The 20,605-nt window shown below is 72.9% G+C and carries 20 protein-coding genes; 12 read left to right on the top strand and 8 right to left on the bottom strand.

Features of this window, described 5'->3' with window-relative positions:
• Positions 1–42 precede the first annotated feature (42 nt).
• The 5 genes from ABGB06_RS02540 to ABGB06_RS02520 all read left to right on the top strand — a co-directional run bounded on the left by ABGB06_RS02540 (position 43) and on the right by ABGB06_RS02520 (position 7,931).
• Positions 43–3,111: an FAD-binding and (Fe-S)-binding domain-containing protein gene (locus tag ABGB06_RS02540; protein ID WP_347584953.1), complete on the top strand. Its 3,069-nt coding sequence runs from the start codon at positions 43–45 to the stop codon at positions 3,109–3,111.
• A gap of 506 nt (positions 3,112–3,617) precedes the next feature.
• Entirely contained in the window at positions 3,618–4,139 is a 522-nt protein-coding gene (locus ABGB06_RS02535) for a SigE family RNA polymerase sigma factor (RefSeq protein WP_347584952.1), read from the top strand.
• Positions 4,136–5,023, top strand: a complete 888-nt coding sequence (locus ABGB06_RS02530) for a hypothetical protein (RefSeq protein ID WP_347584951.1) — start codon at positions 4,136–4,138, stop codon at positions 5,021–5,023. The genes ABGB06_RS02535 and ABGB06_RS02530 overlap by 4 nt, the downstream gene beginning before the upstream one ends.
• Before the next feature lie 156 nt (positions 5,024–5,179).
• The gene (locus ABGB06_RS02525) at positions 5,180–7,348 is read left to right on the top strand and encodes an acyltransferase family protein (protein WP_347584950.1); all 2,169 of its coding nucleotides are present in this window, start codon (positions 5,180–5,182) and stop codon (positions 7,346–7,348) included.
• A gap of 46 nt (positions 7,349–7,394) precedes the next feature.
• Positions 7,395–7,931 (top strand): TerD family protein, encoded by a 537-nt coding sequence (locus ABGB06_RS02520; RefSeq protein WP_347584949.1) that lies wholly within the window; start codon positions 7,395–7,397, stop codon positions 7,929–7,931.
• A gap of 62 nt (positions 7,932–7,993) precedes the next feature.
• Here the strand turns inward: ABGB06_RS02520 and ABGB06_RS02515 are convergent, their stop codons facing one another.
• Positions 7,994–8,323 carry a hypothetical protein gene (locus ABGB06_RS02515; RefSeq protein WP_347584948.1) on the bottom strand — a complete coding sequence of 110 codons (330 nt, stop codon included), beginning with the start codon at positions 8,321–8,323 and terminating at the stop codon, positions 7,994–7,996.
• 124 nt (positions 8,324–8,447) lie between these two features.
• On the opposite strand from ABGB06_RS02515, the gene ABGB06_RS02510 reads away from it, so the two are divergent.
• The gene (locus tag ABGB06_RS02510) at positions 8,448–9,038 is read left to right on the top strand and encodes a YdeI/OmpD-associated family protein (protein ID WP_347584946.1); all 591 of its coding nucleotides are present in this window, start codon (positions 8,448–8,450) and stop codon (positions 9,036–9,038) included.
• A gap of 53 nt (positions 9,039–9,091) precedes the next feature.
• Here the strand turns inward: ABGB06_RS02510 and ABGB06_RS02505 are convergent, their stop codons facing one another.
• Positions 9,092–9,343 carry a hypothetical protein gene (locus tag ABGB06_RS02505; protein WP_347584945.1) on the bottom strand — a complete coding sequence of 84 codons (252 nt, stop codon included), beginning with the start codon at positions 9,341–9,343 and terminating at the stop codon, positions 9,092–9,094.
• Positions 9,344–9,414: 71 nt separating this feature from the next.
• Between ABGB06_RS02505 and ABGB06_RS02500 the strand changes: the two genes are divergently transcribed.
• Both ABGB06_RS02500 and ABGB06_RS02495 read left to right on the top strand, forming a co-directional pair.
• Entirely contained in the window at positions 9,415–9,912 is a 498-nt protein-coding gene (locus ABGB06_RS02500; RefSeq protein ID WP_347584944.1) for a peptidylprolyl isomerase, read from the top strand.
• 70 nt (positions 9,913–9,982) lie between these two features.
• Positions 9,983–10,531 carry a dihydrofolate reductase family protein gene (locus tag ABGB06_RS02495; RefSeq protein ID WP_347584943.1) on the top strand — a complete coding sequence of 183 codons (549 nt, stop codon included), beginning with the start codon at positions 9,983–9,985 and terminating at the stop codon, positions 10,529–10,531.
• Here ABGB06_RS02495 and ABGB06_RS02490 read toward each other — a convergent pair.
• The gene (locus tag ABGB06_RS02490) at positions 10,513–11,502 is read right to left on the bottom strand and encodes a pyridoxal-phosphate dependent enzyme (RefSeq protein ID WP_347584942.1); all 990 of its coding nucleotides are present in this window, start codon (positions 11,500–11,502) and stop codon (positions 10,513–10,515) included. The two genes, ABGB06_RS02495 and ABGB06_RS02490, sit on opposite strands and share 19 nt — an antisense overlap.
• Positions 11,503–11,712: 210 nt before the next feature.
• Between ABGB06_RS02490 and ABGB06_RS02485 the strand changes: the two genes are divergently transcribed.
• The 3 genes from ABGB06_RS02485 to ABGB06_RS02475 all read left to right on the top strand — a co-directional run bounded on the left by ABGB06_RS02485 (position 11,713) and on the right by ABGB06_RS02475 (position 13,653).
• Entirely contained in the window at positions 11,713–11,925 is a 213-nt protein-coding gene (locus ABGB06_RS02485) for a hypothetical protein (RefSeq protein WP_347584941.1), read from the top strand.
• Positions 11,926–12,125: 200 nt separating this feature from the next.
• Positions 12,126–12,968 (top strand): helix-turn-helix domain-containing protein, encoded by an 843-nt coding sequence (locus tag ABGB06_RS02480; protein WP_347584939.1) that lies wholly within the window; start codon positions 12,126–12,128, stop codon positions 12,966–12,968.
• Positions 12,969–13,041: 73 nt separating this feature from the next.
• Complete coding sequence (locus ABGB06_RS02475; protein ID WP_347584938.1) at positions 13,042–13,653, top strand: dihydrofolate reductase family protein; 612 nt, start codon at positions 13,042–13,044, stop codon at positions 13,651–13,653.
• A gap of 38 nt (positions 13,654–13,691) precedes the next feature.
• Here the strand turns inward: ABGB06_RS02475 and ABGB06_RS02470 are convergent, their stop codons facing one another.
• The 5 genes from ABGB06_RS02470 to ABGB06_RS02450 all read right to left on the bottom strand — a co-directional run bounded on the left by ABGB06_RS02470 (position 13,692) and on the right by ABGB06_RS02450 (position 17,491).
• Complete coding sequence (locus tag ABGB06_RS02470; RefSeq protein WP_347584937.1) at positions 13,692–13,964, bottom strand: hypothetical protein; 273 nt, start codon at positions 13,962–13,964, stop codon at positions 13,692–13,694.
• A complete protein-coding gene (locus ABGB06_RS02465) occupies positions 13,957–14,334 on the bottom strand; it encodes a hypothetical protein (protein WP_347584936.1) in 378 nt (125 codons plus the stop codon). The genes ABGB06_RS02470 and ABGB06_RS02465 overlap by 8 nt, the downstream gene beginning before the upstream one ends.
• A 102-nt stretch (positions 14,335–14,436) precedes the next feature.
• Positions 14,437–15,642 carry a helix-turn-helix transcriptional regulator gene (locus ABGB06_RS02460; protein ID WP_347584935.1) on the bottom strand — a complete coding sequence of 402 codons (1,206 nt, stop codon included), beginning with the start codon at positions 15,640–15,642 and terminating at the stop codon, positions 14,437–14,439.
• Positions 15,643–15,704: 62 nt separating this feature from the next.
• A complete protein-coding gene (locus tag ABGB06_RS02455; protein WP_347584934.1) occupies positions 15,705–16,694 on the bottom strand; it encodes a BtrH N-terminal domain-containing protein in 990 nt (329 codons plus the stop codon).
• Positions 16,691–17,491, bottom strand: coding sequence for a MerR family transcriptional regulator (locus ABGB06_RS02450; protein ID WP_347584933.1), 801 nt, complete (start codon positions 17,489–17,491; stop codon positions 16,691–16,693). The genes ABGB06_RS02455 and ABGB06_RS02450 overlap by 4 nt, the downstream gene beginning before the upstream one ends.
• A 105-nt stretch (positions 17,492–17,596) precedes the next feature.
• Between ABGB06_RS02450 and ABGB06_RS02445 the strand changes: the two genes are divergently transcribed.
• Positions 17,597–20,524 carry an ABC transporter substrate-binding protein gene (locus ABGB06_RS02445; RefSeq protein WP_347584932.1) on the top strand — a complete coding sequence of 976 codons (2,928 nt, stop codon included), beginning with the start codon at positions 17,597–17,599 and terminating at the stop codon, positions 20,522–20,524.
• Positions 20,525–20,605: the final 81 nt, after the last annotated feature.

Here is a 20,605-nt window from a genome sequence, read left to right as displayed (position 1 = left end):
CTCCCCTATTCTCCTGGCAGGAACCGGCCCGAAGGGGACGTCATGGATCCCGTCGATCTGCCTCTGCCCGTCGTTCGTCGGTCGGCCGCGGAGCCGGGGCCCGAGGTCGATCTGGTGGCCCTGGAACGGGCGCTGCGATCCCGGGTGGACGGTGAGGTCCGCTTCGACGCGGGCTCGCGCGCGACGTACGCGACCGACGGTTCCAACTACCGGCAGGTGCCACTCGGCGTGGTGCTGCCGCGCACCGTCGAGGCGGCCGAGGAGGCGGTGGCGGTCTGCCGGGAGCACCGGGCGCCGCTGCTGTCGCGCGGCGGCGGCACCAGCCTGGCCGGCCAGTGCTGCAACGTCGCCGTGGTGCTCGACTGGAGCAAGTACTGCCACCGGCTGCTGTCCGTGGACCCCGACCGCCGCCGGTGCGTGGTCGAGCCGGGCATCGTGCTGGACGACCTGAACCGGCGGCTGGCCCCGCACGGCCTGATGTACGGGCCGCGCCCCTCGACGCATCCGAACTGCACGCTCGGCGGCATGATCGGCAACAACTCCTGCGGCTCCACCGCCCAGGCGTACGGCAAGGTCGTCGACAACCTGCACGGCCTGGAGGTGCTGACCTACGACGGGCTGCGCACCTGGGTCGGCCGCACCGGCGAGGAGGAGTTGGCCCGCCGGATCGCCACCCCGGGCCGGGAGGGCGAGATCTACCGCTCCCTGGTGGCGTTGCGCGACTGGTCCGGCGACCTGGTGCGCGAGCGCTACCCGGACATCCCGCGCCGGGTGTCCGGCTACAACCTGGACTCGCTGCTGCCCGAGCACGGTTTCGACGTCGCCGGGCTGCTCACCGGCTCGGAGTCGACGCTGGTCACGGTGCTGCGCGCGGAGCTCGCGCTGGTGCCGGTGCCGGCGCACACGTCGCTGCTGGTGCTCGGCTACCCCGACATCATGGTGGCCGCCGACCACGTGCCCGACCTGCTCCGGCACGAGCCCCAGGCCCTGGAGGGCGTGGACCACCAGCTGATCCGGTTCGAGCGGGCCAAGCACCTCAACGCGGACGCGCTGCGCGAACTGCCGGAGGGCGAGGCGTTCCTGATGCTGCAGTTCGGCGGCGACAGCCGGGACGAGGTGGCGGACCGGGTCCGCGAGGTGATCGCCAGCAAGCCGGACGACGTGGGCCACACGTGGTACGACGACGCCGAGCACATGGCGCAGCTGTGGCGGGTGCGCGAGTCGGGTCTGGGCGCCACGGCGCACGTGCCGGGGCAGCCGGACACCTGGGAGGGCTGGGAGGACACCGCTGTCCGGGTCGACCGGCTCGGCACGTACCTGCGCGAACTGCGCTCGCTGTGCCAGGAGTTCGGCTACGGGCAGCCGTCCGTGTACGGGCATTTCGGCCACGGCTGCGTGCACACCCGGATCCCGTTCGACCTGGAGTCGGCGGCCGGGGTGGCGCGGATGCGGGCCTTCGTGGAGAGCGCGGCCGACCTGGTGGTACGGCACGGCGGGTCGTTCTCCGGCGAACACGGCGACGGCCAGGCGCGGGGCGAGCTGCTGACCCGCATGTTCGGCGCGGAACTGGTCGAGATCTTCGGCCGGTTGAAGGCCGTCTTCGACCCGGACAACCGGATGAACCCCGGCAAGATCGTCGCCCCCAACCCGCTCGACGGCGACCTGAGACTGGGCGCCGACTACCGGCCGTGGGAGCCGGAGACCGCCTTCGGCTACCCGCACGACGAGGGCCGGTTCAGCCGGGCCGCGGCCCGCTGCGTCGGCGTGGGCAAGTGCCGCTCGCTGGAGGGCGGCGTGATGTGCCCGAGCTACCGGGTCACCCGCGAGGAGGAGCACTCCACCCGCGGCCGGGCCCGGCTGCTGTTCGAGATGGTGCGCAACGACTCCCCGGTGCCGGCCGACTGGCGCGCCACCGAGGTGCGCGACGCGCTCGACCTGTGCCTGGCCTGCAAGGGCTGCCGGACCGACTGCCCGGTCAATGTCGACATGGCGACGTACAAGGCGGAGTTCCTGCACCACCACTACCGGAACCGGCCGCGCCCCGCCGCGCACTACTCGATGGGCTGGCTGCCCGCCGTGGCGCGGCTGGCGGCCCGGGCGCCGCGCACCGTCAACGCGCTGGCCGGCGTGGACTGGTTGGCGCGGGCCGCGAAGGCGGCCGGCGGCATCGCGCCCGAACGGGACCTGCCGCTTTTCGCCGAACAGCGCTTCACCGCCTGGTGGCGGGCACGGGGCGGCCCGCGCGGCGACGGGCGGCGCGGCTCCGTGGTGCTGTGGCCCGACACGTTCACCAACCACTTCCACCCGGCGATCGGCCGGGCCGCCGTGGAGGTGCTGGAGGCGGCCGGCTTCCGGGTCCGGGTGCCGGAACGGGCGGTGTGCTGCGGGCTGACCTGGATCTCCACCGGACAACTCGGCGTCGCCCGGCGGCTGCTCGGCCGCACGGTCGCGACGCTGCGGGGCGAGCTGCGGGAGGGCACGCCGATCGTCGGCCTCGAACCGAGCTGCACGGCGGTGTTCCGCGCCGACGCGCCGGAGCTGCTGCCCGGCGATCCGGACGTGGCGCGGCTGCGCGACCAGACCAGGACGCTGGCCGAACTCCTCGCGGAACGCGCCGGCGACTGGGACCCCCCAGCCGTGCACGCGCGGGCGCTGGTGCAGCGGCACTGCCACCAGTACGCGGTGATGGGCTTCGACGCCGACCACGCGCTGCTCCGCCGGGCCGGCGTGGCGGCCGAGGTCCTCGACGCGGGCTGCTGCGGGCTGGCCGGCAACTTCGGCTTCGAGCGCGGCCACTACGACGTGTCCATGGCGTGCGCGGAGGAGGGGCTGCTGCCCGCCGTCCGCGCGGCGGACCCGGACACGATGGTGCTGGCCGACGGCTTCAGCCGCCGCACCCAGGTGGAACAGTCCGGTGCGGGGCGCTTGCCGCTGCACCTCGCCGAGGTGCTGGCGGCCGGCGTACGCGGCCGGCCGCCCGAGGCGGACCGCCCGTCCCCGCCGAGCCGCCGCGCGCTCCTCCCCCTCGGCGCCGCGCTGGCGCTTCCCGCGCTGGCCACCACGGCGGCCCGCCTGGCCCGCACCGCGGCTTCCCGCCGCCGCGCGGGCTAGATCCCTTCCGGTCCCGCCGTGCGCCGTACGCCCACCCGCTCAGCAGGCCGGGGCCCCCGGTGGGCCCGAGGACCCCTTGGCCGGGACATCCGCGGCTCGACTTGATCCGGACGCGGCCCGAGTCCGACGCCATGGGCCCGGGAGTCCGTAGCCCGAGCCGGCCTGGGCCGGGCCGTACGGGCAGGGTGGCGCGGGCCGGGGAGTCCGCGGCGCGGGGACGGCCCGGAGCGCGCGGGTTGGCGACGGTCCAGGCCGCGGCGTGCGGGGCCCGCTGGGTGGCTACCTGACCGTGGGCGGGTGCCAGGTGAAGACCGGGTCGGCCTGGCGGAGGACGGTGGTGGGGCCCAGGCGGCCGGCCGCCCACATCAGGGCGTCCCGGGCGGCGACCGGGAGGCGGCCGGACGCGAGGAAAAAAGTTCCTCCCGCATGACATAGAACACCGGTGTCCCGGCCGTCCGAAGGGGTGAGTTGACGGAACGACCCTCGTGTCGACGAGGCTGAGACGGGTGAGCGTGGAAGACGACTTTCAGGCTTTCATGGTGGCGCGCTGGCCCGCGCTGCTGCGCACCGCGTACCTCCTCACCGGCAACCGGGACGACGCGGAGGACCTGGTGCAGGCCGCGTTGGCGCGGGCGTTCAGCCGGTGGTCGCGGGTGTGTCGCGCGGACGATCCGGCCGCGTACGTCTGGCGCATCATGATCAACGTCAACGTCGACCGGTTGCGCAGGCTCAAACTCCGCGAGTGGCTCACCAGCCGCCTGCCCGAACGGCCCACCGCCGACCGCAGCGACGAACTCGTGGCGCGCCGCGCGCTCCTCGAAGCGCTCGACCGCCTCCCGGCCCGGCAGCGAGCCGTGGTCGTGCTGCGCTACGTGGAGGACCGCAGCGAGGGCCAGGTGGCGGAGCTGCTGGGCATCGGCGTCGGGACGGTGCGCAGCCACGCGGCCCGGGCACTGGCCAGGTTACGTGCCGACGGCGCCTTGCGAGACTTCATCCCCCAGGCATGCGGAAGAGGTGACGGTCGATGAGGGACGAGAGCGACCCGGCGACGGTCGCCGGGCGCGAGCTCGGCAAGGGGGGCACCTCCCAGGCCGACGAGGCCTGGGAGAGGCTCCGCCGGGAGGCCGACGACCTCCCGACGGGGCAGCCCCCGGTCGCGGAGGTGATGCGCGAGGGACGCCGGCTTCGCCGACGACGCCACCTCGCCGTCACCACGGCGTGCGTCGTCGCCGTGTCCCTGCCACTGACCGTCGCGGACTTCTCCGACCTGCTGCCAGACGGTGGCGCCCAGGGGTCGGTGAATATGGAGGCGGGCGGCGACACGGCCGACGACGGGCCACACATGGTGGAACCGCTCGAGCGGATCGATATCGGCCACGGTCTCCCGTGGTCGCTCGCCCTGCGGTCGGCGGACCCTCCGCTCAGCGGGGACGAGGGCTATCTCCTGTGCCGCACCGAGGACTTCGACGAAGCCGTCCAGCTGTGGGCCGACGAGGGGGCGGACTCGGGCACCGTGGGCACCGTTGCGGGCCCCGGCCTCAGAGGCTTCCTGACCGTCACGTCGAACGCCACCATCATCAGCGGAACCTGGGTGACGGAGTCCGGGCTGCCCCCGCGGCAGGTCCTCGTCACGTGGGACGACGACGTCACCGAGGCGACCCTGCTGACGACGCCCGCCTCGGCCGGGTGGGGCGTGTACTACGTCGTCCTCGACAGGCTGCCGACGCTGGCCGAGGAGGTCGAGGACGGAGAGGGATTCGTGCTGACCGGGCGGCCCGAGGACCTGCGGGTGGAGTTGGTCCCGGCGACGCCTGAGGACTCCCTCGCCCCGATCACGGCGGAGGACATGGAGACCGACCCACAGATCGACGGGAGCCACCGCTTCCTGGGAACCCTGTCGCCGCCCGAGTGATCCCCACCACAGCCGCGCCACCCGTGACATAGGCGCCGCGCGTCCTGGCCGTCCCCGTCGTGAACGCCACGTCAACCGACGTGGCGCGGCGGCCGAAGGGGTGGGGACGATGACGGTGAACGGGGCAACGGCGGCGGTGGGCGCGGCGGGTCCGTCATGGTGACCCTCCAGGCCGCCGAGGTGCGCGCGGCCCCCCTGCCGCGACGCCCGGGACACGTGGCCGAGGCGCCCGCCTGGCGGCCGGACATCCAGGGGCTGCGCGCCGTGGCGGTGCTGCTCGTCGTGCTCTCCCACGCGGGGGTGAGCCGGCTCGGCGGCGGCTACGTCGGCGTCGACGTCTTCTTCGTGATCTCCGGCTTCCTCATCACCACGCTCCTGATGCGCGAGGTCGCCACCACCGGCGGCATCTCCGTCCGGCGCTTCTACGCCCGCCGCGCGCTGCGCCTGTTGCCCGCCTCGACGCTCGTCGCCCTCGCCACGCTCGGCGGCGCGTGGCTCTTCCTGTCCCCGATCCGCTTCCGGGACCACGCGGACGACGCGCTCGCCAGCCTCACCTACGTGATCAACCTCCGGCTGGCGAACGCCGACACGGACTACCTCTCCGAGGGCACCCCGCCGTCGCCGTTCCAGCACTTCTGGTCGCTCGCCGTCGAGGAGCAGTTCTACCTGCTGTGGCCGCTGCTGATCGTGGTCGGCGTGAGGCTGGCGCGCCGCCCCGGGCTGACGGGACGGACAGGGCGAACGACGTCGGCGGCGTTGGCGGGTCCCGTGCTGCTGGTGTGCCTGCTGAGCCTGGTGTCGTTCGCGGCCAGCGTGCTGACCACCGAGGACTCGGCCTCCTGGGCGTACTTCGGCTCGCACACCCGCGCCTGGGAGCTCGGCGCGGGCGCGTTGCTGGCGCTGTGCGCCGCCCGGCTGACCCGTCTCCCGGCGGCGGTCGCGGCGACGATGACCTGGACCGGCCTCGCGGCCATCGTGATCGCCGCGGTCCGGTACGACGACGCGACGCCGTTTCCCGGGCACCACGCGCTGCTGCCGGTGCTGGGCGCCGTCCTGGTGCTGGCCGGCGGCTGCGCCGCCACCGCCCGGCTCGGCCGGCTCGGCGCCGGGCGGCTGCTCGGCTCGGGCCCGCTCATCTGGCTGGGCGGGCTGTCCTACGGCTGGTACCTGTGGCACTGGCCGCTCCTGATGCTGGGCCCGAGCGCGCTGGACCGGCCCGCCTCGGTGCGCCTCGCGCTCGCGCTCAGCGCGCTGGCGCTGCTGCTGGCCTGGGCGACGCTGCACCTGGTCGAGAACCCCGTGCGGTTCCACGCGGCGTTCCGGGGCCGCCCGGGCCGGGCCCTGGGCCTCGGCCTCGGCCTGTCCGCGGGGGCCGCGGCGCTGACGCTGACGGCGGTCGTCTGCCCGCCGCCGATCCCGTCCGGCGAGCCCGCCCCCAGGCTGGGCCCGGCCCTCGCGGCCTCGCCCGACCCGGCGGCGCGGCTCACGGAGTTACTGGCGGAGGCCCCCGCCCTGCTGCCGAGCAACCTCGCGCCGCCGCTGCCGGACATCAAGGACGGCCGCTCCGCCGTCTACCGGGACGACTGCCACGTCGGCTACGACGTCACCCGCCCCGCGACGCCCTGCGTCTACGGCGATCCCACCTCGGACACCGTCGTGGTGCTCTTCGGCGACTCGCACGCGGCGCAGTGGTTCCCGGCACTCGACCGGCTCGCCCGCGCCAACGGCTGGAAGCTCGTGTCCATGACCAAGGCGTCCTGCAAGATCCCCGCCATGACCACCCTCAAGAACGGCGAACCGTACGAGGCATGCGACGCCTGGCGGGACAACGCGCTCGACGCGATCGCCGACCTCGACCCCGCGCTGGTCGTCGCCGCGTCCTCGGAGGCGGGCAGGCCGATCCATCCCACACCCGACCCCGACCGGCAGGTGACCGACGGCTACCGCGACACGTTCGAGCGAATACGCGCCACCGGCGCCGAGGCCGCGCTCCTCCTCGACACCCCGTGGCCCCGGCAGGACGCCGTCGAATGCGCCGCCTCCGCTCCGCTGGAGCTGGACCACTGCGCGCACGGCCTGCCCCAGGCGTTCCGCGACCAGCACCAGCGAGGGCTGGCGCGCGCCGCCGCCCAGGAGGTGGGCGTCACGGTCGTCGACCCGGCCCCCTGGCTGTGCGCCGCGGACGGCTCCTGTCCGGTGGTCGTCGGGGACACCGCGGTCTACCGTGACAGGAGCCATCTGAGCGAGGCGTACGCGGAAGCCGTCGCCCCCGTGTTGGAACAGTCCCTGTCTCCCCTCCTCGAACGTGGCACCATGGACAACTGACGGTGAGCAACCGCGCGTTGTGCGTGGGGAAACGGGAGGACTCGCGGTGAGCGGTGCCAGCAAGGGGCTCGGAAAGGTCGACATCAAGCTGAAGTGGGACCCCAGCCCGATGGGGGCGCCCGACCATGATCTGGACCTCGTCGCCGCCGTGTTCCACACCGAGGAGCCGCTCGGCGAGCCGGCGTACCTGGTGCACCACGACAGCCGGTCCCCCGACGGCACCATCACGCTGAGCCGGGACAGCACCACCGGCCAGGGGTACGGCTTCGACGAGGCCATGGTCTTCGAGCTGGAGCGGCTCGACCCGCGCTACGGGCGGGTGGTCGTCGGCGTCACGGTCCAGCAGCGCAGCGGGCCGAAGAGCCTCGGCGAGGTGCCGAACACGCTGGTCAAGATCGCCGAGGGCTACGACGAGCTGGCCGAGGACAACCTCGCGGGCGTCGCCGGCTTCCCGTCCGCCACGGTCGCGGAGTTCCTCCGCGACGAGGCGGGCGAGTGGCTGTTCCGCCCCTACATCCACGGCTACGAGGCCCACCCCAGCACGTTCCTCACCCTGATGGGCCGCAGCGGCCCCCTGGAGTGACGCCCGCGTGCCCGCGCGCCGGCCGGACGGCCGGCGCGCGAGACGGCGCGGTCCTCCCACGGTCATCCGAAACCAGGCCCGCCAGGACCGCCAGGGGCTAGGCCGGGCATCGGAGGAGCCGAGTCCCAGAGGACCTCGTACACCCGGAACTCGCACGGGAAGTCGCGTGTTCGCCCCCGGTTCATGACGAAGAATCCGTCGTCACCGTCCCGGCACAGCACCCGCCGGTGCAGCTCCCACGGGTGGCGCGTCTCGAAGGTCTGCGCATGCTGCCGGAGCACCGCGAGTGCCTCCTCCCGTGTCCCGGTCACCTCGCCGATCAGCTGCGCGTTCCAGTGCAGGGACTCCCCCGAGCCCTCCAGCTGCTTGACGACCAAGGCCCAACGCGTCACGTGTCCCCCCGGGGTTCGCGAGTCCTTACGGGATCATGGACGCCGCTCGGCCACCAGACGTTGCGGCGGTGGCGTCGCGGGCCCGCGCGTTGACCCGGGACGCGGTCCGTCGTTGGATGGGCGCATGGCGAGTGCGCGACCAGGACCCGACGATCCGGAGCTCGACCTGGCGGACCAGGACGCCTGGGCCGCGTGGCTGGAGGACCACCACGCCGACCCGTCCGGCGCCTGGCTGCGGATCGCGAAGAAGGACTCGGGGCTGACCAGCGTCGGCTACGCCGAGGCGGTGGAGACCGCGCTGTGCTTCGGCTGGATCGACGGCCAGAGCCGGCGCCTCGACGACCGGTACTGGCTGCAGCGCTTCACGCCGCGCCGCCCGCGCAGCCGCTGGTCGCGGATAAACCGGCAGAAGGCCGAGGATCTCATCGAGCGCGGCCTGATGCGCCCGGCCGGCCTCGCCGAGGTGGAGCGGGCCCGGGCGGACGGCCGCTGGGAGGCGGCGTACGACAGCCCGCGCACGGCCGAGGTCCCCGACGACCTCCGCGCCGCCCTGGCGGCCAACCCGCGCGCCGAGGCCTTCTTCGCCACCCTGAACGGCCGCAACCGCTACGCGATCCTGCACCGCGTCCAGGAGGCCAAACGCCCCGAAACCCGAACCCGCCGCATCGCGACGTTCGTCACCATGCTCGCCGACCACCGCACGCCGCATCCCTGAGAACGGGTCCCGGGGCGCCGAACGACCCGGCGCCGCGCCGGCTCCACCGGCTCCTACTGGCCCATGCCCTGCCGCGGTGGCACCCTTTCGAACTTGCGTTGGACGTGCGACAACACCGACGAGCCCACCTGCAGATGCAGCTGCGTGTGCCCGCACGCCCCGCAGACGAAGGCATCGAACACGGTCGTCTTCGCGAACATGGCGCCCCGCTGGCGGAGCCCGCCCTGTGCCGTGTACTCGCCCTGGTACACCTCGTCGCGGCCGCACACGCCGCAGCGTCCGTCCCGCATATCCCCGTTGGCCATGAGGCGCAGCCTAACCTCGCGGCCCGGCCGCCGCCCGGACGCGCCGCAATGGGGGATGCGATCATCGGATCATGGGTAACAACGTTTTCTTCGACATCACCATCAACGACGAGCCCGCCGGACGGATCGTGTTCACGCTGTTCGACGACGTGGTCCCCAAGACCGCGAGGAACTTCCGTGAGCTCGCCACGGGCGAGCACGGCTACGGATACGAGGGGTCCGGCTTCCACCGTGTCATCCCGGACTTTATGCTCCAGGGCGGCGACTTCACCGCGGGCGACGGCACCGGCGGCCGGAGCATCTACGGCGAGAAGTTCGCCGACGAGAACTTCAAGATCAAGCACACCAAGCCGGGCCAGCTGTCCATGGCCAACGCGGGGCGGAACACGAACGGCTCGCAGTTCTTCATCACCACCATCGTCACCGACTGGTTGGACAACAAGCACGTCGTCTTCGGCGAGGTGGTGGAGGGCATGGACCTCGTGAAGCGGATCGAGTCCCTGGGCTCGCGCAACGGCGCCACGAAGGCCAAGATCGTGATCGCGAAGTCCGGCGTCGTCGAGGGCTGATCGTCGACGGACCCGCCCCGGACACGAGCGACACGCCGCCGGCCTCCCCCCTCGGCGATACTCTCCCGCCATGCGACCCCTCCGGTACTCCATCAACGTCACCCTGGACGGCTGCTGCGATCACCAGGCCATCCCCGCGGACGAGGAGCTGCACCGTCACGCGGTCGAGAACCTCGGCCGGGCCGACGCCCTTCTCTTCGGCCGGGTGACCTACGAGATGATGGAATCGGCGTGGCGGCCGGAGGTGCCGGCGGGGACCAGGCCCGACTGGACCGAGCCCTTCGCCCGGACGATCAACGCGGCGCGGAAGTACGTCGTGTCGAGCACCCTGGAGCGCGTCGACTGGAACGCGGAGCTCGTGCGCGGGGATCTGGGTGCGGCGGTTCAGCAGCTCAAGCGGGAGCCGGGCGAGGGGATCTTCGTGGGAGGCGTGCGGCTCCCGCTGGCGTTGACGGAGCTGGGGCTGATCGACGAGTACGAGTTCGTGGTGCATCCCAGGCTCGCGGGCCACGGGCCGACGTTGTTCGCGGGGCTGTCGCGGCATGTCGACCTGAAGCTCGTGAGTCGGGAGGAGTTCGGCTCGGGGGCCGTGGCGATGCGCTACGAGCCGCGACGGTAAGCCGCGCCCACCCAGCGGTGGTAGGCGGCCACGTCGACGTTGCTGCCGCAGACGATGGTGACCACGTGTCGGCCGGCGAAGCGGTCGCGGTCCTCCAGGATCGCCGCGACCCCGAGCGCGGCCGACGGTTCGACCACGAGGCCGGCATGGTCGAGCAGCATCCGCATGCCGGCGGTGATCGACTCCTCCCGGACCAGAACGGCGTCGTCGGCGACCAGCAGCAGGTCGTCCAGGACCTCCGGGATGGGACACCGGCCGGCGACGCCGTCCGCGATGGTGTCGGTCGACTCGGTGGTGACGACGCGCCGTTCGTGCCAGGAGCGCGTCATCGCCGGTGCGCCCAACGGCTGGACGCACAGCACCTCGGCATGCGGCGCCAGCTCCTTCACCACATGCCCCACGCCCGTGGCCATCGCCCCGCCGCCGAGGGCGATCAGCACGGCGTCGAACGCCGGCGCGCCGTCCACGCCGTCCACCAGTTCCAGGCCGATGGTCGCCGCGCCCTCGCAGGTCTCGAGGTCCAGGCTGTCCTCGACCAGCCGGATGCCGTCGTGCCGGGCGATGGCCACCGCCCGCTCGCGGGCCATGTCGAAGTCGCCGTCCACCAGCTCCAACCTGGCGCCCAACGCGCGGATGCGCTCCAGCTTGGTCGCTGACGCGAAACGGGACGCCACGACGGTGACGTCGATCCCCCGACCGCGCCCTGACCAGGCCAGGGCCTGACCAAGGTTGCCCGCACTGGCACACACCGCGGCTCGCGGGCCGTGCTCGGCGAGCCCGCTCGCGACGAGCTCGGTCCCGCGACCCTTGAAGCTACGCACCGGATTCGCCGTTTCGAGCTTGACGCTCACCGCGCACCCGAGCTCGGCCCCCAACGCCTCGCACCGGTACAGCGGCGTGTCGAGAAACACCGGATCAATGACCCGGCGAGCCGCCCGTATCCGAGCCGTATCGAGACGCGTCTCCACCACGACACGGCAGCCTAGCCCCGCCGCCGGGCGGGCCGGGCACCGGAGACGGTGAGCCCGCTGTCGTGCTCTGCCCCGAGTCCGGGGCGGCCGTGGAACGACGCCTGGCTCACCGACGGCATCCTCTGGTAGTGCTCCGCCCCGCCGGATCTCGTCCGGCGGGGCGGGACTGACCAATCCAGGACCAGCGGCCGAGGGCTCGGCCATCGGACGGTGCGGGTCTACCAGTTCTTGCCGCTCATGACGCTCGTTTCGGTTGACGTGCCCGTGGGGTCACCCGAGAAGCCGGCGGTCGCGACCGCCGGGGTCGCCGTCAGACTCAGGACGATCGCCGCCACCGCGGAGATCGTCACCCGGGAGAAGGAGACGGCCGAACGCGCCGCCCCTGCCTGCGTTGTCGTTGTCTCAGCCATAGGCGATGTCTAGCAGCGCGGGACGGAGAGGGGTCTCGCCGTCAGGGCGGGGCGGTCAGTGGAGTGAAGCTGCGCGCCGATGTCCCGCCGGGTCGGACATCGGCGATGGCGCCGCATCGCGACCGGGAACCCGCCGCCGGGGTCCGACAGCGTGCCTGGAGCGGCATAGGGTCAGCTCGACGCGACGGCGCGACACAGTGACGGTGACAGATCATGCAATACGTCGGCCGGGTGCCCGCCCCTCCGCTCGACCGGTTCATCGACGACATCTACTGCCTGACCGGGGTGCCGCGCCACCGCCGGATGAACATCCCGCCGATGCCGTCGGCCCACCTGTTCGTCAACCTGGGCGGACCCGCCCGCCTGTGGGACTCCGACCCCGCGGTGCCGCCGGCCCTGTTCACCGACGGGTGGTTCATGGGCATGTGGACCAGGCGTTTCCTCGTCGAGTACCCAGCCCGGGTGCGGCTCGTCGGGGTGCACTTCAAGCCCTGGGGCCTCTCGCCGTTCGTCGACATGCCGGCGACCGAGCTGCGGGACCGTTGGGTGCCGGTCGACGCTGTCTGGCAACGGGCCGTTGACCGGATGCGCAACCAGGTCGGCGACAGCGCGTCGGCCACCGAGGCGCTGGAGGTGGTGGAGGAGGAGCTGCGATCGCGACTCGTCGGGGGACCGTCACGCGGTCTCGAGCTGGTGCTGCACACGGGCGGGCGGCTGGAGAGATCCCACGGCGCGGTCCCGGTCGGTGCGCTGACCGAGACCGCCGGCGTGAGCGCCAACCACCTGGCCACGCAGTTCAAGTCCCATGTCGGGATCACCCCGAAGCGGGTGGCGCGGATCTACCGCTTCGCACGGCTGATCCTGTCCGTGGACGCCCTGCGTCCGGTCGACTGGTCCGAGCTCGCGCAGACCGTGGGCTACTTCGACCAGGCCCATTTCAGCAGGGAGTTCAAGGACTTCACCGGCCACACCCCGACGGAGTACCTGGCCCTGCGGCGCCGGTTCCCCGCCGAGCAGGGGTTCCCCCCGGATCGCGGCCCGATGCCCGCTGATTGATTTTCTACAAGCCGAGTCGCCTCCCGGGCGGTCAGGATCGGGGCGAACGCGCAGGGAAAGTCGAGGAGAGCCCGTGAGCACGGTGATCATGCACAACGTGGTGTCGGTGGACGGCTTCATCGCCGACGAGAACGACGACGTCGGGCCGCTCCACGACTGGTACTTCAACGGAGACACCCCGATCACCCGGGTCGACGACCAGCAGTACGACCATTCCGAGGCGGGAAGCGGCTTCCGGGTCTCACGCGCGTCGGCGGAGTACGTCCGGCCGATGTGGGAGGCGATCGGCACCATCGTGATGGGCCGGACCTTCTTCGACCTGATGAACGGCTGGGAGGGACGGCCGCCCACGGGCGACCACGTGGTCGTGGTGTCCCACCGGCCCAAGCCCGAGGGCTGGCACCCCGAGGCGTCGTACCATTTCGTCGATGACCTGCGGGCCGCGATCGAGAAGGCCAGGGAACTGGCCGGGCAGCGAATCGTCGCGGTGAGCGCCGGCGACGTGGGCGGCCAGATCCTCGCGGCCGGCCTCGTGGACGAGGTGGCGATGGACGTGGTGCCGGTGGTGTTCGGGTCGGGCAAACGCTACTTCGGCGGCATCGACGGGCAGCACCTGCTGGAGGATCCCCATGTGGTCGTCCAGGGCGACGGGGTGCTCCACCTGAGGTTCAGGGTGCGCCGGTAGGACGGGATGGCGGGCATCCGTTGACCCGCGGCATCCCGTCACCCGCCCCGTGGCCGGCACCGGTCGGTGCATGCGCGGACGGGGTAGACCAGGTCCCTGCCGCCGGGGAGGGTCTGGCGGACGGTGCCGATCCGGGTGGTGTTCATGCCCAGCGGCGAGCCGCACACCACGCAGGCCGCGCCGGTCAGTTGGCGGCCCGTCAGCGCGGGTAGGGCGGCTGGCACGCGGTCGCGGGCCGCGGGTTCGAGTTCCAGCGTCGCGACGAGTCCGGGGGCGAGGTAGACGCGCAGGCGCCCGGTCCGCTCAGCCATGGCGGGACCGGAGAGCGTCGTGCAGCAGTAACGGACTCGTCAGGCAGTCCCCCACCGCCGGCGGCTCGACGAGCCACTGGATCGCTCCGCGCCAGCCGGGCGGAGGGACGCGGATCTCCTGCCCCCGGCCCAGCACCCGCACCCCCGCCAGCCGCCAGCCGTCCGCCGCCCCGACCGGCACCAGCCAGGTGACCAGATCCTCCGCCTGGTCCTCGATCGCGGGCCCCGAGCGGTGCCCCATCCGACGTATCGCCGGCACGGCGTCGAACGCGTCCACGCACACGGCGTCGAACCACCGGGCGCACGGCACGGCACGCACGCCGTTCGTCGGCAACCAGTCGGGGCGGGAGGGTGTGGCGGGCTCGGGCATGCTCGACTCCGGTGACGCGTCACGTGCTGACCGTCACAAGAGTGCTCGTGAGGGCTGGTTGTAGTGTTCCCCGGATCGGCGACACTCGGGCCGTAACCCCGCCTACCCGCCCACCCACGCGGCGAGCGAGGCCAGCGAGCCGGGGACGCTGCGGGCGCGGCGGACCAGTATGCCGGTCGTCTCGCGCATCAGCGGGTGATACCGGGCCTGTTGTGGGGCCGCCTCGCGGGCCTTCTGCAGTTCCTTCTCCGCCAGCGTGTTCTTGCCCATGCGGGCATAGGCCCTGGCCAGTTCCATGTGGTAGCGGCCCACCCGCATCCTGGGATGGCCGGGAGGGAAGTGCAGTCCCCGCGCGGTCTTCGTCGCCTCGCCCAGGTTCCCCAGTTCCACGGCGGTGGCGACCTCGAAGTGGGCCACGTTCGTGCGGCCGAAGCTGGCCCAGTACACCTGAGGCACGTCACGCCCGATGCGGTCGGCCGCGCCGCGCGCCGCCTGCAGCCGCTCCCGCACCGTCTCCTCGTCCCCCGCCTGGGCGGCGGAGATGGCCGCGAGCAGGTGCAGTGTCCCGGACACGGCGATCGCGGGGACCGACCCGGGTTCGTCGTGCTGCTCGATCAGCCAGTGCCCTCGGTCGAGCACCCGCAGCGCCAGTTGGTTGTCGCCCCGCCGGAGCAACACGCTCGACCGCCGGCCGAGCCGGACGGCCAGGAGGAGGGGATCCTGTGCCTGTTCGGCCATCCAGCCCATGCGCTCCAGGGCGATGAGCGCCAGATGGTGGTACCCCAGCCGGTAGGCGAACTCGTAGGCCACCCAGTAGCACCAGCTCAGCGAGGTTGCCGCGCGGCGCCGCGCGGCCCCGGCGGGCAACGCGCTGAGGGCGGTGGTCAGTTCCGCGAGGAGCCCCGGCAGCCGCTCGCCCGTGCCCCGGTACTCGGTGGCGCAGGCCGCCGCGCACAGCCGGTCGACATCCGCCTCGATCAGCGCGACGGGGCGGGGCGTGACGTTCGGGTCAGGGCCGAGGTCGTACACGTCCAGCGCGTTCGACAGCGGAGCGATCATCCGGTCGAGTCGGTCCTGCCGCATCTCCTCCAGGTACGGCTGGCCGTTGAGCACCTCGACGCCCACCTCGAGGGCGCGGGCCACGGCGGCGACGACGCCCGGCGTGGCCGGGGTCAGCCCCGCCTCCACCTTGGCGATGGTCCCGCGACTGACGAAGGCGCGCTGCGCCAGACCCGCCTGGGTGAGGTGACGCAGCTTCCGGTGGAACGCGATACGGGCGCCGGTGTGGTCGTCAGCGGGATGCGACATGCTGAAATCTCCCGATGTGCGCGTGACAACGACAACGGTACGCTCCGGCGGGCCGATCAGCCTCACTCTGCCAGGCGGCTGAGCACCCGCATGGCCTCGCGTTCGATGCGGGCGACGTCGTGGAGGAGCGTGCCGGCCTGGTCGAGGTGGTGGGCGTCGCCGGACTCGCCGGCCGTGGTGATCAGGTTGGCGACCTCCGTCCACCCGGTGGCCGCCTCGGTGTACAGGCGGTGGCCGGTGCGCAGGTGGTCGCTGTCGAGGATCGACACGCACTCGGCGAGGAAGTCGCGGTAGAGGTTGCGGAACAGCGCGCCGCCGGTGCCGGCCCGTTCCATCAGGCTGGCGGCCTGGGGGAGATCCCGTGCCGGGTCCTCCGTGCGTTGGAACCAGCCGGGTACCAGTTTGGCGGCCTTGTCGATGCCCCGGTGGCCGAGGTTGGCGATGGGTGGGTTGAGGAACGCCTCGGCGCAGGCGGTGATGGCCGGGATGATCTGCCCCTCCGGCGACGCGGGGTCGCGCGGAAGGGTGAGCGTGAACGACCGGTGTCGGGCGGTCATCGGGCCGCGGGCGGCGCGGGCCTCGGCGAGGCTGGTGCGGCTGGTGGTCACCGCTCCGCCCTGCTGGTCGGTGTCGACCAGGTACGCGTCGTGGTCGTCGTAGCCGTACAGGGCCACGACGTGGCCGCCGAAGTGCACCTTCGCGGAGAAGTACTCCAGGTGGTAGCTGTCGAGTTGGAGGCCGACGGGGCGGCCGGCGTCGAGGTGGGCCACCACGTTGTCCCACGCCCTGCGGGGCGAGGTGGTCTCCTGCACCTGGAGGCCGAGGCCGAGCCTGGTGGCCAGGTTTCTGGTGAGGTCGAACGGCCGGACCCGGCCGCCGAGGAACGGGAAGGGCATGGCCTTGCTGTCCCAGTAGATGAACGACAGTCCCGAGCCGAGGCCGAAGAGCATGGGCTCGGACAGGTCGAGGCCTTCGTGCCGGAGCAGCGCGCCCAGGGTCGAGGTCTCGCAGTGGCGGGTACCGCGGGCGTCGAGGTCGATCCGCGTCGTCATGCCGTGGCCTCACGGACGGGGATGACCAGCCGGGTCATCAGGTCCTCCGGCGGCGCCTCGGCCGGCCCGACGAGATACGCCTCGCGCACGGGCGCGTGCGGGCGCAGCCCGCGCTCGTGGATGGCGGCGAGCAGCGCGTGGTAGGCCAGCGGCAGCTCTGCGTAGGGCCCAACGTGCGTGGTCTCGGCAACGGGGCCCGCAGGCAGCACCTCGATGTCCAGGCGGGGAGCGCTTTGCGACGTCTGCGCTCCGACCGCGATCTCCATTCGTTCCTCCAGATCCAGCGGGTACAGCCCCCACAGCGGCGGCCGCCACGGGACGCCCGCCGTGCCGAGGGCGGGCAGCAGCCGGCGCGCGCACTCACCGATCCTCTGTCCGAACCTCCCCGGAGCACAGGCCGTCCGTACCACCGCCAGCCGGCGCTCCGGCTCGCTGCCGAGTGTCATCTCGTAGCCGGGCGGGCCGCCCTCCGCCAGCCGGGTCAGCATCGCCAGCCGGGCCTGGTCCCTGCTGATCCGCTCCGCCAGCCGGACCCGTTCAGCGCGCAGGATCCGGGCCCGGCGTTCGGGCTCGGCGGCCAGCGCCTCGGCGATCACGGCCAACGGCAGATCCATGTCGCGGAGCAGAGCGATGGTCAGGGCGTCTCCGGCCTGTTCGGGCGCGTAGTAGCGGTAGCCCGTGGCGGCGTCCACGCGGACCGGGGTCAGCAGGCCCGTCTCGTCGTAGTGCCGCAACTGCTTGACGCTGAGCCGGCACAGGCGGGCGAAACGCCCGATGGTGAGCAGGTCGTCGTGCATGCCGCCATGGTGGACCCTCCCACGGTGGGAGAGTCCACCGGACGAGGTGCCTCGCTGGCAGAATGACCCGGCAGCTACGGCCTGGGCGGCGACGGCGGGGGGATCATGGCGGGCTTCCGGGAGTTGGACGGGTCGGATCCGTCGAGCATCGGGCGGTACCGGATCCTGGCGCGGTTGGGCGCGGGTGGCATGGGCCGGGTGTACCTGGCGCGTTCGCCCGGTGGGCGGGCCGTCGCGGTGAAGGTGGTGCGTCCCGAGCTGGCCGACGATCCGGGGTTCCGGGAGCGGTTCGCCCGGGAGGTGGCCGCGGCCCGGCGGGTCAACGGGTTCTTCACGGCCGGTGTTGTGGACGCCGACACCGAGGGGAACCCGGCGTGGCTGGCCACCGCCTACGTGCCGGGGCTGTCGTTGGCGGAGGCCCTGGCGCGGCACGGAGCGTGGCCGGAGCGCTCGGTGTCCGCCCTGGGCGCGGCCCTGGGCGAGGCCCTTGAGGCGATCCACGCGGCGGGGGTGGTGCACCGGGATCTCAAGCCGTCCAACGTGCTGATCGCGGCGGACGGTCCGCGGGTGATCGACTTCGGCATCTCGGTGGCGGCGGAGGCGGCGAGCAGCCTGACGCAGACCGGGATGGTGGTGGGAACGCCGGGATTCATGGCCCCGGAGCAGGTGCGGGGCGATCCGGTCGGGCCGGCGACCGACGTGTTCTCGCTGGGCGCCGTGCTGGTCTACGCCGCGAGCGGGGAGGGGCCGTTCGGCACCGGCTCGGCGCATGTGGTGAACTTCCGCGCGGTCTACGAGGCGCCCCGGTTGGACGGGTTGCCGCCGGGCCTGCGGGCGCTGGTCGAGCCGTGCCTGGACAAGAACGCGGACGGGCGTCCTTCGGTGCCGGAGCTGCTGGCGCGGCTGGCCGGGGCGGCGGGCGAGGCGCCGGCCACCGCGCCGGCGCTCGTGGAGTCCGCGTGGCTGCCGGACTCGCTGGCCAGGACCGTGCTGCTCCGCCGGCAGCAGCCGCTGCCGGCGGCGCCGGAGGAGGCGCCGGACGGGGCGCGGGACGGGCAGACCACGGCCGGCGCCGCGCCCGCCGCCTCGACGGCCCCGGAACCCGGGCCGGGACCGGCGCCGGGACCCGCACAGGCTCCAACGCACCCACCGACACCGGTGCCAACGCAGGCACCAACGCAGGCGCCAGCGCCGGGAGACGCTCCTGTCGGGCGCGCACCGACCGCGCCGGCCATGCCGTCGAAGCCGCCCGCGGTCGGCCCCGCCGCCCGGTTGCGTGGGCGGCGCCTCGCCAGGATGCTGGTGCCGGTCGCGATGGCGGTGGTCGCCGCCGTCGTCCTCCCGCTCATCCTGCTCTCCAACGGCGGCGGGACGGGCGACGGCGGGACGGAGGACGGCGGAACCGGAGACGGCGGGACAGACGACGGCGGAGCCTCGCGGGGCGACGGGACGTTCGTGTTCGGCGCCGCGAACGACCCCGTGGCGCTCGATCCGGCGCTGGCCAGCGACGGCGAGACGTTCCGGGTGACGGGTCAGGTCTTCGAGACGCTGCTGGTGCACGAGCCCGGTGGGACGGAGCTGGTCGGCGGGCTCGCCGAGAGCTGGGACCAGAACGCGGCCGGCACGGAGTGGACGTTCCACCTGCGCGACGGCGTCGCCTTCCACGACGGCGACCAGCTCACCGGCGAGGCGGTCTGCCGGAACTTCGACCACTGGTACACCCGTTCGGGCGGCTACCAGGACCCCACGGTGTCCTACTACTGGCAGTCGGTGTTCGGCGGTTTCGCGGAGAACGAGAGCGCGGACGCCCCCGAGCCCAACTACGTGGGCTGCACCGCTCCCGACGCGCTCACCGCCGTCATCGAGGTCGCCCGCCCCTCGGCCACCCTGCCCGGCGGGTTCTCCGTCCCCTCCTTCGGCATCCACTCCCCCGGCGCGCTCGACACGATGGAGTCCCAGCAGGTCGCCAGCGAGGACGGGAGCCTCACGTATCCCGAGTACAGCCAGGAGCCGGGCGTGCTCGTCGGCACCGGCCCGTTCCACCTCACCGGCTGGGACCGGGACGGCGGCGAGGTCACCCTGGAGCGTTTCGCCGGCTACCGGGGTGATCCGGCCGGCGTGCGGGAGCTGGTATTCCGGACCATCCCCGACGCGGCGGCCCGCCTGCAGGCGCTGCGGGCGGGCGACATCGACGGCTACGACCAGGTGCCGCTCGGCGACGTGTCGACGCTGGAGGACGCGGGCTTCCGGCTGCCCACCCGCGACGTCTTCAACATCCTCTACCTCGGCTTCACGCAGGAGGAGAACGCGGCGCTGGAGGACGTCCGGGTCCGCGAGGCCATCGCCCACGCGGTGGACCGGGAGGCCCTCGTCGACACCCAGCTCCCGGAGGGCGGCGTGGCCGCCACGCAGTTCGTGCCCGACACCGTCAGGGGCTGGTCGGAGGAGGTCGAGACCTACGCGCGGGACCCGGCCCTGGCCCGCGACCTGCTCGCCGAGGCGGGCCAGGAGGAGCTGACGGTGGAGTTCTGCTATCCGACCGAGGTCAGCCGCCCGTACATGCCCGACCCGCAGGGCATCTACGAGCTGCTGCGCGCGAACCTGGAGGAGGTCGGCATCACCGTCGAGCCCAACCCGATGGTGTGGAACCCGGACTACCTCGACACCGTCGAGTCCGGCGGCTGCGATCTGCGCCTGCTGGGCTGGACCGGCGACTTCAACGACGCCGTCAACTTCCTCGACGCCTGGTTCGACGGCTACTCCGAGGAGTGGGGCTTCCGGAACGAGGAGCTGTTCGACCTGGTCGAGCAGGCCGGGGCCGAGGGCGACGTGGCCGACCGCCAGGCCCTGTGCGAGGAGATCAACGAGCTGGTCATGGAGATCCTGCCGGGTGTGCCGCTCTCCAGCGCGCCCTCGACCATCGCGTTCGCGCCCGACGTCGCGCCGCCGACCGTCTCCCCGCTGGGGCGGGAGGACTTCTCCGAGATCGCGTTCGTGCGGGCCGAGGTCATACCCGATTCCGACGGGACCTGAAGGGCCGGAAAGCGACGGTCCGGTGTGGTCGGAATTGTGCTCCACGGCCCCGCGGTCAGGTCAACTCGCGGCGAATTCCGG

The sequence above is a fragment of the Streptomyces sp. B6B3 genome (genome assembly GCF_039871525.1).
In the GTDB taxonomy this organism is placed as follows: Bacteria; Actinomycetota; Actinomycetes; order Streptomycetales; family Streptomycetaceae; genus Streptomyces.
Note: the sequence above shows the minus strand (reverse complement) of the source record. Positions and strands in the feature narration are given on the sequence as shown.